We start from the raw sequence: 17,313 nt of genomic DNA on the forward strand, positions 1-17,313 counted from the left end.
TACTTATAAAAAGTTGATAATTATTAAACATTTATCACATTAACTACTTATTTAAAATATAAAAAGTATTAATAGTTTTAAATGTAAAATTCGTAATGTGTTAATATTGAACCCATTAAATAATTATAAAAGATGAGCATTACATGGAATAGGAGGGAATTTCTGCAAAGGGCCAGCGCTGCAACAATGGCTGCACTGGCTGCGGGAGCACCTGTATCGAGCATTCTTTCATCTTGCAAAGGAAAATCCGGTTCCGATTCTTCTGCTGACACAGTCATTCTATTATGGATGGCGGGCGGCATGGCGCATACAGAAACGTTTGATCCGAAGCTTTATACACCCTTTGAAAAGGACATGGAAGGCAACAGAGTGCTAAGCACTTTCAAGTCTGTTCCGACAGTCCTCGACGGGATCCATTTTTCTGATGGCTTGCAATCCATTGGAAAAGTAATGGACAAGGGCACATTGATCCGCTCGTATGTAGCCGCGGATATGGGACACATTCTGCATTCGAGGCACCAATATCACTGGCATACATGTTACGAACCACCGCAGACCGTAGCAGCTCCGCACATGGGTTCCTGGATCGCGAAAGAACTCGGACCCAAGAACCCGGTTATCCCGGCATTCGTGGATATTGGCCAGCGGTTCACTGTGGGAGAAGCGGAAGAATTAAAGGCTTTTCATACAGCCGGATTTCTGGGAAATGAGTTCGGTCCGTTCTTTATCCCGGATCCAAGCCAGGGCCTCGACAGCGTGCGCCCGCCGGTGGGTATGGACGCCAAACGGTTTGAGCGAAGGAATCAGCTTTATAATGAGCTGATCAACAACAGCCCGGTTGGAGAATTTGGCAGCGATTACCAGCGCGAATCATTAAAAAGATCGATGGAACAAGCTTATGCGCTACTGAATTCACCCGAATCCAAAGCATTTGATCTCAGTACGGAGCCTAAGGAAAGCTATAACATTTACAACACCGGCAAATTTGGTCTTGGATGTCTGCTGGCAAGACGCCTTACCGAGCAAGGCGCCAGGTTCATCAGTGTAACAACTGAATATGAGCCATTCAAAGGCTGGGACACGCACGAAAACGGTCACACGAGACTGGAAGAGATGAAGAAACAGATCGACGGTCCGATTGCCCAATTAATTAAAGATCTTGACAAACAAGGCTTGCTCGACCGCACGATGGTTGTCCTTGCCAGCGAATTCAGCCGCGATATGATGGTGGAAGGAAAGCCGGATGCCAAAGTGCTGGAACAAGTGCAGCAGCCCGACATTCTTTCAGATCTGAAATTTTACGGAATGCACCGCCACTTTACGGATGGCGGCTCGATGTTAATGTTCGGGGGCGGGATCAAAAAGGGATTCGTTTATGGAAAGACGGCAGACGAACGGCCGTGCAAAACCATTGAAAATCCAATTAAGATAGACGGCGTTCACCAGACGATATACCATGCGCTGGGCATTCCCGAAGACACGCAGTATGAAGTAGAAAAACGTCCGTTTTATACGACACCGGACGGAAAAGGGAAAGCAGTGATGGAGTTATTGTCATAATAGTTAAACTGAATCAAAATCGCCGAACAGAATCTGTCCGGCGATTTTTTTATGTGTTATATCCAAAAAAGTCCTGCTAATTAAATATTAATTAAAACCAGACAGAGCAGGATAGTCCGTTGTGTCAATCATTCTAGTATTGCAATAATATTACTATAAGAATTAATTTTTGTCATATACGAATACAAATCTTGGTTCTTTTCGATCCTCGAATTTTCAATTCCCGAACCCTTAACAAACTTATTCACTTAACCCTGATTCCTATGAAAACATGAACCATCAAGAAACCACCGTCAACTCCAGCGGTAAAAACCCTGCTAATCACTAAATCGCTAAAACATCATCTTATGAATCAATCTCGACAATCATCCTATTGTGCACGGTTGAATTCCCTCATCAAGCTTTCCCTGAGTCAAATGCTCATAGGTACAGCTTGCGGAATTTCGGCCATTGCAACTCCGCTTTTTACGCCTAACCCTGTTTTAAAGAACAAAACTATTTCCGTTGACAAAACCATAAAAGGTAAGGTTAGCGACGAAGCCGGCGAAAAAGTGCCAGGCGTAAGCATCGTTTTAAAAGGCACGACTACCGGTACCGTTACCGACGCAGATGGTGTTTATACGATTAATGTCCCTGACGCTGGGGGAACACTGATTTTTTCTTCTGTAGGCTTTTTGTCTCAAGAGGTTCCCATCGGAAACAGCGCAAACATTGATGTCAAACTTCTTACCGACTCCAAAGCACTTACCGAAGTGGTGGTTGTGGGTTATGGTAGCCAGTTGAAAAGAGAAATTACCGGGGCGGTGCAAACGGTAAGCGCGGCTGACATTAAAGATGTTCCCGTTTCGCAGATTACGCAAAAATTGCAAGGACGTCTTGCTGGTGTGCAGATCAACCAAACTACGGGTAAGCCTGGACAGGGAATGTCCGTTCGTGTTCGTGGCCAGGTATCGGTTTCCGCCGGTAGCGACCCGCTATATGTTATCGATGGTTTCCCGATCACAGGTAACATTGCTGCTTTGAACCCGGATGAAATTGAAGATATTTCCGTATTGAAAGATGCCGCTTCAACTTCCCTTTACGGTTCGCGTGCAGCCAATGGTGTTGTGCTTATCACAACGAAACGAGGCAAACCTGGTGAAACCAATGTTGGGTTTACCGCTTATTACGGCATTCAGAATGTGCCGGAAAAAGGCCGTGTAAAGATGCTGAACGCGCAGGAATTTGCCCAGTTCAAAAAAGAATTCTACGAAGATGAAAACAAGCCGGTTCCGGCTGAGTTTCAAAACCCTTCAGATTATGCGAATAAAAACAACGACTGGTATGATGCCGTTCTACGCTCAGCGCCAATCCAGAGCTATAACCTCACTATCAGTTCAAACAAAGACCGTTTGAAAACATCTCTCGTTGCGGGTATTTTCAATCAGAAAGGCGTTGTGGTCAATAACGATTACAAGCGTTACTCGCTACGTATGAACTCGGAATATGATATTTCGGACAAAGTACAGATCGGTTTCAACATTGCCCCGCAATACATTTTTGACAATACGCCTCGTACAGATGGTGACCGCGGAACAGGTATTCTCTTCAATGCATTGCATACATGGCCGGTAATGCCGATCCGCGATGCAAATGGCGAGCTGACCAAAGTGAACACTTTCCCAAGCAGCACGGGTAACATTTTCCAATATCCAAACTGGGTGCGTGCAGCAGAAGAATTGACCAACGAAAATAAGAACACCAAATTGCTCGGCAATACTTACCTCGTTTACAGCCCTATCAAAGGACTTAAACTGAGAGCAACGCTGAACATTGAATACGAAAACAACAAGTTTTTCTTCTTTAATCCATCCACGGCAACAAGTGCCATCAACGTTCCAATTCCTACAACAGCGGTTTCTATCCGTCAAAGTCTTGAGAATGTTGGCTGGCTGAATGAAAATACAGCCGTTTACAACCGCAGCTTTGGAGATCATAATTTTGAATTGCTCGCAGGTTTTACCCAGCAACGCTATCGCCAGGATTTCACAAGCATACAGGCGGATACTTACACGGATGACAGACTTCCAACCGTTCAGGGAGCGATCAACATCAACCGTGGTGGAACGCAAACGGGTGCAAACGAGTGGGCATTGACATCTTATCTTTCCCGTCTTTCTTACAACTACAAAGGAAAATATCTTTTCACTGCGGCTGTACGGGCAGATGGATCTTCCCGCTTTGGATCTGACAACCTTTGGGGAACATTCCCATCTGCATCTGCTGGCTGGGTAATTTCCGATGAAGAATTCCTTAAAAATGTACGACAAGTTTCCTTTGCGAAAATTCGGGGTAGTTTCGGTGTGATTGGTAACAACAACATTGGTAACTACACACAATACGCCCTTGTGAACAACACTACCAATGCCGTTTTCGGTGGTACTGTGGCAACTGGTGCAGTTGTAACATCTTTGGCAAACAGGAACTTAGGCTGGGAAACCACGAAACAGTTCGACTTTGGACTTGACCTGGGATTGTTCAATGACAGGATCCAGTTTATCTACGATTACTATACCAAACGGACCACTAATTTGCTTTACGCAGTGCAGGTTCCGCAGGAATCGGGTTTTCCATTCTATAATGACAACATTGGAGAAATTAAATTATGGGGTCATGAATTCTCTTTGACCACAAGAAACCTGGACGGAAAATTGAAATGGACAACCAATGCGAATATTTCATTCAACAGAAATAAAGTGATGGAACTTGCGCCAGGGATTGACCGCGTTTACGGATCATTCCACATTACGCAGGTTGGTCAGCCATTCGGTCAGTTCTATGGAATGGTGAAAGAAGGCTTTTACAGAAGTGCAGAAGATCTGGCAAACTCACCTGTGATTCCTGGTCGCTCAGCAATTGGAACAATTAAATTGAAAGACGTGAATGGTGATGGCAGAATTACATACGGTGGTGACGCCGATGACCGGACGATTATCGGTAACCCTTTCCCTAAATTCACTTACGGGATTGTGAACGACCTGAAATACGGAAACTGGGATTTCTCTATCGCTGGATCAGGCTCATATGGCAACGAACTTTGGGTTCGCCACCTTTACAGTACTGCTAACCTCGACGGTGTGTTCAACATGGTTGCTGGCGTTAAAGATCGTTTCCGTGTGAAAAACACAACAGTTAACGGAATCGGTGTGGCAACTACGGTGATCAGCGAGGGCAACGGAATGTACGGAGCAACAAACAATGGCGGAAACTTCACTGGTATCGAGCGTGACTGGAACAGCTCACATTTCGTAGCAGATGCTTCTTATTTCACGATCAAAAACATTACGATCGGCTATAACATCGGCAAAGTGAACAAATTCTTCAAGTCGGCCCGCGTTTACGGTTCTATCCAGCAAGTTTATGTTTTCACCAAATATTGGGGTGGACCTAACCCTGAAACCAGTGCACAAGGCGATGGTAACGGTAATGGCGGTAACCTGAGCCAGGGTGTGGATTTCTCCAACTATCCTGTTCCACGTACCTGGACTCTGGGTGTAAATTTCACGTTCTAAGCCAGCCCTTCATTCAATTTATTATTAAATATCAGAATATGAAAACAAGATATATAGCAACCTGGCTACTGACATTTGCCCTGGCCGGTTGCCGCGAAGAATTCCTAACTGTCGTCCCGGAAACAGCATTGAGTTCCGCCACATTTTTTGTAACACAATCGGATTTTCAACAAGCGGTGAATGCGGCTTATGTTCCGTTGCGCCAGATGTTCAACGAACGTGCCTGGGTGTTGGAAGAAATGCACTCGGATAACACGTATTATGCAAGAAACACCCTTTACGGTGCTGTGGATCCAACGGAGAACGTAGCCGATTTTGCCGTTCCAACTGCTGGTGGTGTCACTGCAAATGACAACGTTCTGGTTCAGTATCGCCTTAATTATCAAATAATTGCGAGAACCAACCAGATCCTGGCATTGATCGATGGTGTAGATTTTCCAGAAGAGCCCAAAAAAAACCTGAAAGGACAAGCATTGTTTCTACGGGCATTTGCTTACTTTGATTTGGTGCGTTTATTCGGCAAAGTGCCGCTTCACCTTGTTCCGGTAACCGGACGTGAAGACGCAGCATCGCCACTGGCCAGCACCGAGGAAATCTACGCCCAGATTGAAAAGGATGCAAAAGAAGCAAGCACGCTGCTTCCTAACAAAGCAAAGCAGGAAGCTGGCCGCGCAACTTCCGGTGCAGCGAAGACTGTTCTGGCTAACCTTTACATCACCCAGAAGAAATGGGCTTTGGCAGATCCGATCCTGAAAGACGTGATTACTAATGACGGTTACAGCCTGATGCCAGACTATAACAATGCGTTTTCTACGACGACTGCAAACAAAAACAATGCTGAGTCAGTTTTCGAAATCCAGTACATGGAAGGTTCGGCAGGTTACAATGGAAATCAGATTTACCGATTCATCCCGTCCCCAATTTCCGCAACTGAAATTGCGCCGATTACCGGCACATCCAATCCTCAGGCGACATCTCAGGAAAGTAATAACATTCCAACGCCTGATCTGATCGCTGCTTATGAAACAGGTGACAAGCGCAAGGAAGCATCGATTGGTTATGTAACATTGAGCGGTAGCCTGGCAGAAAATAAGGTTTATCCTTATATCAAAAAGTACGCAAAAACGCACTCGCTGCATAACAACACGGGCCAGAACTGGCCGGTTTACCGTTACGCCGAAGTGTTGCTTTTCATGGCAGAAACGCTCAATGAGCAAGGAAAACCAGCCGAAGCGGCTACTTTCCTGAACCAGGTTCGCACACGTGCAGGTCTTGCGGCTACCACTGCGACGTCACAGGCAACAATGCGCGAAGCTATTTTCAAAGAAAGACGCGTCGAGCTTGCATTCGAAAATAAACGCTGGTTTGACTTAACGCGGACAGGTCGCGTGAAAGAGATCATCGGCGCTTATGGTGCGAAAGTGAAAGCAAATCCACAGGCCTACTACTTCCCAAAAGGAGCAGTTCCGCCACCAAACGCATTCACAGTTCTGGACGACTATTACGGACTTCCAGCAGTAGAAGCGGCTTTAACTCCGCATTTCTAGGAGAGCGTTTTGGATAAATGGGTGAATGAGTAAATGAGTGAATGAGTGAATGTTGAATACGATTCAATAATTCGATCATTCGCTCATTTTTTTATTCAGTCATTCGCCCATTCAATCATTGTTTTCCCCGACACAACAGGATAGTCTAATTCCCGTTTCCTCTTAATATTGTATCTACCAGATTATTTAAAGTTTTAATTTGCTTTATTTAAGATTGTTACATTTCATTTTCACCCTGAACGAATGCTTTTTTCATATTTACTTTAACTCTTAGCTGTAAAATGTACACTAAAAAACAATGGTCTAAACTTCCTATGACACTCGCCGTGCTGCTTGCAGTAGGCGTTTTTTGTGGAGTTATGCTCAGTAACCGAACCGCGAAACATCGTCCGCCTGGTAACAAAGTGGATAAATTAAAATTACCCGATGGCTTCAAAGCTGAACACTTGTACAGCCCTTCGGAAGCGAAAAATGGCTCCTGGGTTTCCATGGCTTTTGACGACAAAGGGAGAATGATCACGTCTGATCAGTATGGATTTCTTTACCGCCTGGAATTGCCTCCGATCGGTTCAACGGCGGCTCCAAAAGTTGAAAAACTCATAGTTGGCGACAAAGCCGATACAGCGAAAGTAAATCTCGGCGCTGCGCAAGGTTTACTATATGCATTTAATAGCCTGTATGTTGTAGTTAACAACCGTTCATCGGACAAAATCCCGAATGGCAGCGGGGTTTATCGTTTACAAGACACCAACAATGATGATCAGTTTGATAAAGTGACTTTACTAAAAGCCACAAAAGGCGAAGGGGAGCACGGACCGCACAGCATTATCCTGTCTCCGGATAAAAAATCGCTTTTTGTTGTAGCAGGAAATCATACCGATTTGCCTCAGATGGATTCATACAGACTGACTCCAAACTGGAAAGACGACAATCTTTTTCCTTTAATAAAAGACCCACGCGGCCATGCCAATGACCGCATGGCGCCAGGAGGCTGGATTGTTGAAACAGATCCGGAAGGAAAAAAATGGGAGCTGAGAACTGCCGGTTTTAGAAATCCTTATGACATTGCATTCAACGAAGCGGGTGATCTTTTCACGTACGATTCGGATATGGAATGGGATTTCGGACAGCCGTGGTATCGCCCTACGAGAGTTTGTCATGCAGTAAGCGGTGGCGAGTTCGGATGGAGGACTGGATCGGGTAAATGGCATCCGTCATTCCCTGACAACCTGCCTGCGCTACAAAACATCGGTCAGGGATCACCAACTAATCTGATCTATCTTAAAGACGCCCGTTTCCCAGAGAAATATAAAAATACGCTGCTTGCATTTGACTGGAGTTTCGGAATAATGCATGCATTGCACCTGAAACCGAGCGGATCAACTTATTCTGCTGAACATGAGGAATTTATCTCAGGTTCTCCGCTACCGCTTACGGACGGACAGATTGGACCTGACGGAGCACTTTACTTCTTAACAGGGGGTCGCCGTCTGGAATCTGATCTGTATCGTGTATATCACAAAGATTACCAAAACATTGCTGCTGGTTCGAATGTTGTAAAACCGGTAATTACGCCTGAACATAAGCTTCGTACTGAACTCGAAAGTTTTCATGCAAAAAAGGATCCTAAGGCTGTTGATGTGGCCTGGCCAAACCTGAAACACCCGGACAGGTTCGTTCGTTATGCAGCTCGGATTGCAATTGAACATCAGCCGGTTGAACAATGGAAATCAAAAGTTTTGGCTGAAAAAGATCCACAAACGTTGATCTATGGTGCGCTCGCATTAGCCCGCCAGGGAGATGCAGCGGTAAAGAATGATCTTTACAAAGCACTAACGAAAATTGACTATTCCAAGCTGACAGATACAAAAAAAGCGGATCTTCTTAGAACTTTTGAAGTTGCGTTGTTCCGTTTCGGACAACCCGATGCTGCAACCAAGACAGCAGTTGTAAGTTATCTGAATCCAAACTATCCTTCAAAATCGCCAGAAATTAACCGCTTGTACAGTAAGATACTGGTGTTCCTTGAAGTTCCGAAAACGGCAGAAAGAACATTGGCATTGTTAAAATCAGAGAAATTTGATGATAAAGACAATGTTCCTGCAACTGCTTCCTCTGATCTGATCCTTAGAAATCCACAATATGGTTTGGATATCGCTGGCTTGCTTGCCAAACTTCCGCCTGCACAGCAAACATTCTATGCCATGGTATTAAGCGGTGACAAAACAGATTGGACACCGGCTTTGCGCGACGAGTATTTCAAATGGTTTAACACTGCTTTCAGTTATAAAGGGGGTAGGAGCTACATCGGATTTATTGATAAAGCACGCCAGCGTGCATTAGCTAATGCACCGAAAGAGAAATTTGATTATTATAATGATCTTTCCGGAGCCAAGTTGTTGACAGCCAGCGGAAATGATATCGCTAATGTCTACGCGCCAAAAGGCCCGGGACGTCAATGGAAGGTTGATGACGCAGTAAAACTGGTTCAGGATAGCTTGAAAAACCGTGATTTTGACCGTGGAAAACTGATCTTCTCAGCAGTAATTTGTGACAAATGCCACACAATTCAAGGCGAAGGAGCAGATGTTGGACCGGAATTAACTCAATTGGGCACGCGTTTTAGCGCAAAGGACATGTTGGAAGCGATTATTGTTCCGAACAAGGCTGTATCTGATCAGTACGCTTCAACGATTTACACATTGAAAGATGGTCAGTCTGTATTGGGTCGTCAGATGAATGAAGATGCTAATTTCTATTACATCGCTCAAAATCCTTTTGACTCGAAAACGATCCGGAAAATCGGCAAGAAGACCGTAGCATCCACGAAAATTTCGCCTGAATCAATCATGCTTCCCGGATTGATCAACGGATTGAATCCGAATGAATTGAGGGATCTTGTTGCTTATCTGATGGCAGGAGGCAATAAAAACAACCCGATTTACACAGAAGCTGCGACTCCAAAAGGCGGTAAATAGATCATCGTTTTTTTGAGTAGATTATGTTTTATTGAACTTAATATAGTGGTGCAGGGATTCCTTGCACCACTACTTTTTTATCCAGTTCCACAATTTTCAGCATGCAAATGAAACGTATCGAAAGACGTTCTGTTTTAAAAAATATCGCCGCTGGTGCGGGATTGATGACCTTACCGGTTTCCCTGGCGGAAGCATTCGCCGCATCGGAAAAGGCACTTGGACCGAAGCTGAATGGTAAGATCAATCACTCTGTTTGTAAGTGGTGCTACGGAAAGATTCCGTTAGAGACATTCGCACAGGATTGTAAAAAGATTGGGTTAACATCCATTGAACTTTTAGGGCCTGCTGAATGGCCGGTTATCAAAAAATACGGCCTGACGTGCGCTTTACCCTGGGGCGAAGGGCTTACCAGGAACATTGAAAAGGGTTTCAACGATCCCGCCAACCACGAAGAACTGATCAAAGGCTTCGAAGATGTGATTCCAAAAGTACAGGCAGCAGGCTATGACAAGATCATATGTTTTTCGGGAAACCGCCGCGGAATGTCGGACACCGATGGCCTGCGTAACTGCGCCGTTGGACTCAAAAGGCTCATTCCAATCGCAGAAAAGCACAATGTAACATTGGTAATGGAGTTGCTGAACAGCAAAGTGAACCACCGGGATTACCAGTGTGACCGGACGGAGTGGGGGGCAGCCCTTTGCGAAATGGTAGGATCCGAAAAATTCAGACTCCTTTACGACATTTACCACATGCAGATCCAGGAAGGCGACGTAATTGCAACAATCAAAAAATACCACAAATACATTGCTCATTATCACACGGGCGGCGTTCCGGGACGTAACGAAATTGACGAAACACAGGAACTTTACTACCCGTCGATCATGAAGGCAATTGTGGAAACGGGTTACAAAGGCTTTGTGGGTCAGGAGTTTATCCCAAGCCGCAAAGATGACATTGCTTCTCTGAAACAAGGCGTTACCATTTGTGACATCGCCTGATATTCATTTCAAATATTTACTAAAATGTCTACGAGACGATCTGTTTTAAAAAGTTTAGCGGCAGGCACCGGCGTGTTTTCGCTTTCCGAAGTTTTTGCTGCCAACGAAAAAGCGTTGGGTGCAAAGCTGAATGGTAAGATCAATCATTCCGTTTGTAAATGGTGTTATGGCAAAATTCCGCTTGATACTTTCGCACAGGAATGTAAGCAAATGGGAATTACATCCATTGAACTCCTGGGGCCGGACGACTGGCCCACGCTCAAGAAATATGGACTGACCTGTGCTTTGCCAAATGGCGCCGGGATGGGGATCGAAAAAGGCTTCAATGATCTCGCATTACATGACGAGCTCGTAAAAAGTTACGAAGATCTGTTCCCGAAATTAAAAGAAGCCGGGTACACAACCGTCATTTGTTTTTCAGGAAACCGACGCGGCATGTCCGACATTGACGGCATGCGCAACTGCGCTATCGGACTCAGAAGGTTGATGCCATCCGCGGAAAAATACGGAATCACAATGATCATGGAACTGCTAAACAGCAAAGTGAATCACAAAGATTACATGTGCGACCACACATCGTGGGGAGCTGGCTTGTGCGAAATGGTTGGTTCACAGCACTTTAAGTTGCTTTATGACATTTACCACATGTCCATTATGGAAGGCGACGTTATCGCGACTATTAAAAAATACCATAAATACATCGGACATTATCACACTGGGGGAGTTCCCGGGAGAAATGAGATAGACGAAGGCCAGGAGTTATATTATCCGGCCATCATGAAAGCCATTGTTGACACAGGCTTCAAAGGTTATGTTGCTCAGGAATTCATTCCAAAAAGAGAGCCGCTCGCTTCGCTAAAACAATGTGTTCAGATTTGCGATATTGCATAACTGATGAACAGCGAGATTGTTTATTCAAACACAATCTCGCTGTCATTACAATATTTGTATTTTTTCCCAACCGGAAATCTGGCCGGGTCCGCGTTAGGGATAATTTTGTGCTGATGATAAACGCGCTTGTCATCGCAACTGCAATGATGCTCTTCGCTGATAATCTTAAATGTTCCGGGATTGGCATCAGTTAATTTTTCACCTCGCCAAAAAACGGATGATTTGTCTCGTGTGTAATATCGAGTAAGAACATCGAAACTTCTTGTATCCACATTCTTAATTCTTTCCAGTCGGGCATCTTGCAAAATGAACGCCTGCGATTTATCGACGGCATATCCATGTTGCAATGGTTTGAATGAATTCACGTCGACCGAATCGATTCTGATGTCGTTAGCGATAATGCCTTTGGAGTCGCTGAAATATTTTATGTATCCAAATTCACCGATAAATTTCAAGTTGTCCGGATCATCCGAAACAATATACCCGCCGCGATAAACGTGCTTTCTATCTTTATAAAGTCCTCCTTCAACTTTTGTAAAATGTTGAGCGTCATCAGACAAGATTGACCATTTTGAAAAAACATGCTTAGCGTCCTTGCTCAGGGAACCTTCCAAAATTTGAAAAGTCTGAGAATCTGCACGCTTAATTAGCCAGCCTTCGTAATAAACAACTTTGTCATCACCGGCATATTCAGAGGCACTTTCATAACCAGGAAATCGCTTATCAAAGACGACAAATTTATCCGCATTCGCGCTGGTCAATTCGTAGAGAGATGCATTGCTGAAACCGCCATACCAGTAAGCTTTTCCGTTCTTTACGTAATATCCACGAGCTGTAAGTAAACCGGGCTTGAATCCGGATTTCTGATCAGAGCAAGACAACAAGTTCGAAAAAAATCCAAGTAAGCCCATGAGCAAAGCAATGTGTTGAAGCTGACCTTTGAAAGCCATATTGGTTCGGAATTAAATTTCTCAAATATGAAAACTCGTTTCATCAATTGCCGTTTTTGTTTATCGAGTGGCGATTTTAATTAGCCAAAGGCAGTTTTGAGGTTAATTGATCACAAAATTCAAAATCATCCCCACAATTATAAACACTTGAAAAGCACCCATTTTCCACTCAGAATCAGCTTACTAGAATCATATCCACTCATTTTGATGCCCCTTAGGATTGAATGAATTCCTATAACCCGCATCTCATTACGATATGCTAAATTCTAAGGAACATTAAGTCGCTACAGTTCAAGTCGACATTTGTTGTATAATTTATATTATGTTAAATAGACTATCTAACAATAAAACAGGTGCCTACTCAGCACCTGTTTTATTGTATATTCCGAAACCTATTACTCCTCAACGCAAGCAACACCTTTTCCAGCGAACTGTTCAAGGACTCCGTTTACAGTAGTCAAGTTTTCCTTCGCTTCGGCTTCGTCTTTTGCCTGGATTGCTTTTTCAAAATATGGCTTAGCCTTTTTGAATTTTCCGCAAACACGACCTTCAACTTCTTTACCACGTTGCTGATATTCCGTCATGTTCATATTATCAACTTCGCCTTTCAATTGAACAGCTTCGTTGAAATAGAAAACACCTAGATTATACAATGCATCGTAGTTAGCTCCGTCGATCTCCAATGCTTTTTTGTAGTTAGCAATTGCTTTGTCGCTCGCATCTTTCTGCTTTGCTTTCAAGTCGTTCAGTTTTTGTTCTGAACCAGACGATGCGCTGCTAGCTGCTGCTTCGGTTGCTGTTTTAACTTCGCCTTCCATTGTTGCAATGGTCGCCAATGTTTCTTTTTTCTTCGTATTAACCTCAGCAAGCTGACGTTTCAGATCTGCATTTTTTGGTTGCTTCTTAATCAAAGCACTGATACGCTTCACTTCACCGTCATAAACTTCGATTTTGCCTTTTTCAGCTTCTAGGTTTTTTGTAAGGCTTGCAGCAGATTTGCTTCCAGAACCCATCTTCGCACTCAATTGCTTTACGCTGTCAGCAGCAGTTCTTTGCATGTTATCGTAAAGAATTGCGAGGTTAACCACATTCTGAATATTTTTTGGATCAGCTTGCGCCAAAGCTTCCAGCTCACTGATTGCTTTTGATTCATTGCCGGATGCCAAAAGAATATTAACAACTTCTGCTTTAAGATCTTTGTTGTCAGGAGCTTGTTTCAAGCCCATGTTCAAAGCCTCAATTGCTTTGTCGAAGTTTTTCTCTTCTCTGTATAATTGCGCCAGACCATAAAATACGCTTGGGTCTTTTCCACCATTTGCAGCATATTTTTCAAACTGCGTTTTTGCAACATCCTTTTTATCAAGTTGTTGCGCAGCAATTCCACCATAAAGTGAAGCTAGTGTATCTTTCTTATTGATCTCCTGCGCAGCCGTGAACATTTCAAGCGCACCTGTCAGATTTTTCGCCTGATACTTCTCCGCTCCTTGCTTTACGAATGCATTGAAAAGTTGAGTACCTTCACCACCGGCAATCACATTTTCAGCTTCTTTTGCAGATTTGCCAGGCTCTCCTTTCTTAGTCTTATCAAGCTCCACAACCTTTTTGTAAGCTTCCAAAGATGTCTTAGCCGCGCTCGAATCTACTTCTGAACCTTGAAGAGCTATATTTTCATACAATTTTGCTCTTTCCATCCAGTATGAAGCTTTTGCGCTACTTTTTGGATCACTCAGGTCTTTATCGCTTTTCTCTTTATCCTTACGAAACTGATCTACCACAACCTTATTAGCAGCATCGTCCTGCGCGAACGCGGACATACTGAAAAGGGTAAGTGCAGAAACAAAAAACAGTTTTTTCATAAATATTAAACTTTGGTTGTGATTGATTGTTCGAATTTTAAATATAAATCAATTAATATAATTTTTACAAAAATCATGCCTCTGGCTCGTCAGAAGGATCATTCTCATCATCTTCCTCATCATCTTCTTCCTCATCATCCTCAATCACATCATCTTCATCATCCAATTCTTCTACCTGCTCATCCGCAGAAACAATGATCATGTCCGAAGTTCCTTCCACCACCGCAGACGGAATTACATTGCCATCCTCATCCAGTTCCTCCGCCTTTTCGTCCGGATCTTTCAGGATGCGTGTTACCGAAGTAATCTCGTCAGAATTGTTTAATCGGATTAATTTAACTCCTTGTGTATTACGGCCTGCCAGACGAATATCGAGCACGCTCATCCGAATTGCAATTCCATTTCTGGTAATGATCATCAGATCATCCTGTTCCGTTACTTCGCGGATCGCAACCAACTTACCTACTTTATCAGTTGCATTCATCGTGGAGACCCCTTTCCCACCGCGCTTAGTAATACGATAACTATCTATCGCAGAACGCTTTCCAAAACCATTTTCGGAAACTACAAGCAGCTGGGCATCTTCACGATTAATACAAACCATTCCGATCACTTTGTTTTCAGGATCATTCAGATTGATACCACGAACCCCTGCTGCTGTCCTACCCATCGGGCGAACGCCTTTTTCGTTAAAACGAACGGCACGTCCTGCGCTGGATGCAATAACAATGTCATTGTCGCCATTGGTAAGCGCAACATTCAACAGCCTGTCACCATCATTAATGGATATTGCAATAATTCCATTTGTTCTGGGACGAGAGTATGCTTCGAGCAAGGTTTTCTTAATAGTGCCCTGCTGCGTACACATAATGAGGTAATTATTGTTGATATAATCCGCATCTGACAAGGTGCGAACGTTGATCACTGAACGAATGGAATCCCCATTCTCCAGACTGATCAGGTTCTGGATCGGACGGCCCTTAGATTGCTTGCTTCCCTCTGGAACTTCGTAAACCTTCATCCAGAACAGTTTACCGTATTCTGTGAAGATCAAAAGGTAATTAAGCATAGTCGCTGAGAAAAGGTGCTCGGTGAAGTCCGTATCCTTGGTTTTCACTCCGCGGGAACCAACTCCTCCCCTTGTTTGCGTACGATATTCCGCCAACGGCGTCCTTTTGATATAACCTTCATTCGAAATCGTAATCAGCATTTCGTCATCCGGGATCATATCCTCGTCGCTGAATTCTTCTGCTGAAAACTCGATCTTCGTGCGACGCTCATCACCGTAACGGTCTTTGATCTCGCCTAGCTCGGTTTTTATGATTTCAAACTTACGGAATTCATTGGCCAGAATGTCTTTCAAGTCGGTAATCAAGATCATGATCTCTTCGTATTCCTTCACGATCTTGTCTCTTTCAAGACCTGTTAACCGTTGCAGACGAAGTTCAAGAATAGCCTTGGCCTGAATTTCACTCAGCTCAAACGACTCCATCAACCCTGTTTTCGCTACTTCCGGATCACGTGCATTACGGATCAGGGTGATAACGGCATCCAGGTTATCGAGTGCGATTAGCAAACCTTGCAAAATGTGCGCTCGCTTTTCTGCTTCTCTCAGTTCGTACTCAGTACGGCGTGTGATAACGACAATGCGGTGATCGACATAATGCTTGATCAGATCTTTCAGATTCAGCGTTACCGGACGTCCTTTTACAAGGGCAACATTGTTCACCCCAAAGCTTGATTGAAGCGGAGTGTATTTGAACAAATGGTTCAATACAATATTAGGAACAGCATCCTTTTTAAGATCAAAAACGATACGCATCCCGTCACGGTCGGATTCATCACGGATATCCGAAATGCCGTCGAGTTTCTTATCATTAATAAGGCCTGCAATGCGTTCGATCATCGCAGCCTTATTGGTCATATAAGGAATCTCCGTAATGATGATTTGCTCCCTACCCGTTTTCGAAACCTCAAACTGCGCCTTGGAACGCATAATAATGCTTCCACGGCCGGTTTCGAAAGCCGATCTTACGCCTTGGTAGCCATATATAATCCCTCCCGTTGGAAAATCCGGCGCTTTAACATGCTCCATCAGTTCCGGGATAGTGATCTCGTTATTATCAATGTATGCCAAAACACCGTCAATAACCTCCGAGAGGTTATGTGGTGCCATGTTGGTGGCCATACCCACGGCAATACCCGAGGAACCGTTCACCAATAAGTTTGGGAATTTGGCCGGAAGGACAGATGGCTCAGAAAGCGAATCGTCAAAGTTGGGTTGGAAGTCAACCGTATCTTTTCCCAGGTCATTCAGTAGTTCGTCGGCAAGTCTTTTCAACCTTGCCTCGGTGTAACGCATAGCCGCCGGATTATCTCCATCCACCGAGCCGAAGTTACCCTGGCCGTCGACCAGCGGATAACGCAGCGACCACGGCTGGGCCATACGCACCATTGTATTGTAAACAGACGAGTCACCGTGCGGGTGATACTTACCCAAAACCTCCCCTACTATACGAGCCGATTTCTTATGCGAGCGGTTGTAATTAACACCCAAATCCGACATCCCGTACAACACACGCCTGTGAACCGGTTTCAAACCATCGCGAACGTCGGGTAAAGCGCGGGAAATAATAACTGACATCGAGTAATCGATGTATGCTCCACGCATTTCATCCTCAATATTAATGGGGATAATGTTTTCACCAGAAGATTCTGCCATAAAGAATTAGAAAAGAATCAAAAATTTAAACAGGCAACTGAAAAGTGCAATCACCCAATGAATTAATACAATAATGTAAGTTCTAAAAAGTCAAATTTCGCTATTTTAAAGCATTCTAACAAACTATCTTTTGTGCTATTTCAGCATTCATTTCGTATATCGGTGATCCTTCGGAAATTAACCGGAGAATGGCCTTTCAAAACTTAATTGGCTTCTAACGTTAAATTTTACTTTCTTCCAGCTTATTACCTAAATGC

The 17,313-nt window shown here is 44.0% G+C and carries 9 protein-coding genes; 6 read left to right on the forward strand and 3 right to left on the reverse strand.

The window, feature by feature from the left end:
* Positions 1 to 132 precede the first annotated feature (132 nt).
* From B5X68_RS12685 to B5X68_RS12710, 6 genes are all read left to right on the forward strand, one after another.
* A complete protein-coding gene (locus tag B5X68_RS12685) occupies positions 133 to 1,560 on the forward strand; it encodes a DUF1501 domain-containing protein (RefSeq protein WP_082215034.1) in 1,428 nt (475 codons plus the stop codon).
* Between the two features lie 347 nt (positions 1,561 to 1,907).
* Positions 1,908 to 5,111 carry a SusC/RagA family TonB-linked outer membrane protein gene (locus B5X68_RS12690; protein WP_082215035.1) on the forward strand — a complete coding sequence of 1,068 codons (3,204 nt, stop codon included), beginning with the start codon at positions 1,908 to 1,910 and terminating at the stop codon, positions 5,109 to 5,111.
* Positions 5,112 to 5,149: 38 nt separating this feature from the next.
* Complete coding sequence (locus B5X68_RS12695) at positions 5,150 to 6,658, forward strand: RagB/SusD family nutrient uptake outer membrane protein (protein ID WP_082215036.1); 1,509 nt, start codon at positions 5,150 to 5,152, stop codon at positions 6,656 to 6,658.
* A 281-nt stretch (positions 6,659 to 6,939) separates the two neighbouring features.
* The gene (locus B5X68_RS12700) at positions 6,940 to 9,636 is read left to right on the forward strand and encodes a c-type cytochrome (protein WP_082215037.1); all 2,697 of its coding nucleotides are present in this window, start codon (positions 6,940 to 6,942) and stop codon (positions 9,634 to 9,636) included.
* Between the two features lie 107 nt (positions 9,637 to 9,743).
* The gene (locus B5X68_RS12705) at positions 9,744 to 10,637 is read left to right on the forward strand and encodes a hydroxypyruvate isomerase family protein (protein ID WP_082215347.1); all 894 of its coding nucleotides are present in this window, start codon (positions 9,744 to 9,746) and stop codon (positions 10,635 to 10,637) included.
* Positions 10,638 to 10,661: 24 nt separating this feature from the next.
* Entirely contained in the window at positions 10,662 to 11,528 is an 867-nt protein-coding gene (locus tag B5X68_RS12710; RefSeq protein ID WP_082215038.1) for a hydroxypyruvate isomerase family protein, read from the forward strand.
* A 20-nt stretch (positions 11,529 to 11,548) separates the two neighbouring features.
* On the opposite strand, the gene B5X68_RS12715 is transcribed toward B5X68_RS12710, so the two are convergent.
* The 3 genes from B5X68_RS12715 to gyrA all read right to left on the reverse strand — a co-directional run bounded on the left by B5X68_RS12715 (position 11,549) and on the right by gyrA (position 17,056).
* Positions 11,549 to 12,478, reverse strand: coding sequence for a DKNYY domain-containing protein (locus tag B5X68_RS12715; protein WP_082215039.1), 930 nt, complete (start codon positions 12,476 to 12,478; stop codon positions 11,549 to 11,551).
* 395 nt (positions 12,479 to 12,873) lie between these two features.
* The gene (locus B5X68_RS12720; protein ID WP_082215040.1) at positions 12,874 to 14,334 is read right to left on the reverse strand and encodes a tetratricopeptide repeat protein; all 1,461 of its coding nucleotides are present in this window, start codon (positions 14,332 to 14,334) and stop codon (positions 12,874 to 12,876) included.
* Between the two features lie 73 nt (positions 14,335 to 14,407).
* Positions 14,408 to 17,056 (reverse strand): DNA gyrase subunit A, encoded by a 2,649-nt coding sequence (gene gyrA, locus B5X68_RS12725; protein ID WP_082215041.1) that lies wholly within the window; start codon positions 17,054 to 17,056, stop codon positions 14,408 to 14,410.
* Positions 17,057 to 17,313 lie beyond the last annotated feature (257 nt).

Origin of the sequence: Dyadobacter psychrophilus, from assembly GCF_900167945.1 — a bacterium.
GTDB classification, from domain to species: Bacteria; Bacteroidota; Bacteroidia; order Cytophagales; family Spirosomataceae; genus Dyadobacter; species Dyadobacter psychrophilus.

Coding starts and splice junctions, on each gene's coding strand:
- B5X68_RS12685 (WP_082215034.1), top strand. CDS start 133: ATGAGCATTACATGGAATAGGAGGGAATTTCTGCAAAGGGCCAGCGCT.
- B5X68_RS12690 (WP_082215035.1), top strand. CDS start 1,908: ATGAATCAATCTCGACAATCATCCTATTGTGCACGGTTGAATTCCCTC.
- B5X68_RS12695 (WP_082215036.1), top strand. CDS start 5,150: ATGAAAACAAGATATATAGCAACCTGGCTACTGACATTTGCCCTGGCC.
- B5X68_RS12700 (WP_082215037.1), top strand. CDS start 6,940: ATGTACACTAAAAAACAATGGTCTAAACTTCCTATGACACTCGCCGTG.
- B5X68_RS12705 (WP_082215347.1), top strand. CDS start 9,744: ATGAAACGTATCGAAAGACGTTCTGTTTTAAAAAATATCGCCGCTGGT.
- B5X68_RS12710 (WP_082215038.1), top strand. CDS start 10,662: ATGTCTACGAGACGATCTGTTTTAAAAAGTTTAGCGGCAGGCACCGGC.
- B5X68_RS12715 (WP_082215039.1), bottom strand. CDS start 12,478: ATGGCTTTCAAAGGTCAGCTTCAACACATTGCTTTGCTCATGGGCTTA.
- B5X68_RS12720 (WP_082215040.1), bottom strand. CDS start 14,334: ATGAAAAAACTGTTTTTTGTTTCTGCACTTACCCTTTTCAGTATGTCC.
- gyrA (WP_082215041.1), bottom strand. CDS start 17,056: ATGGCAGAATCTTCTGGTGAAAACATTATCCCCATTAATATTGAGGAT.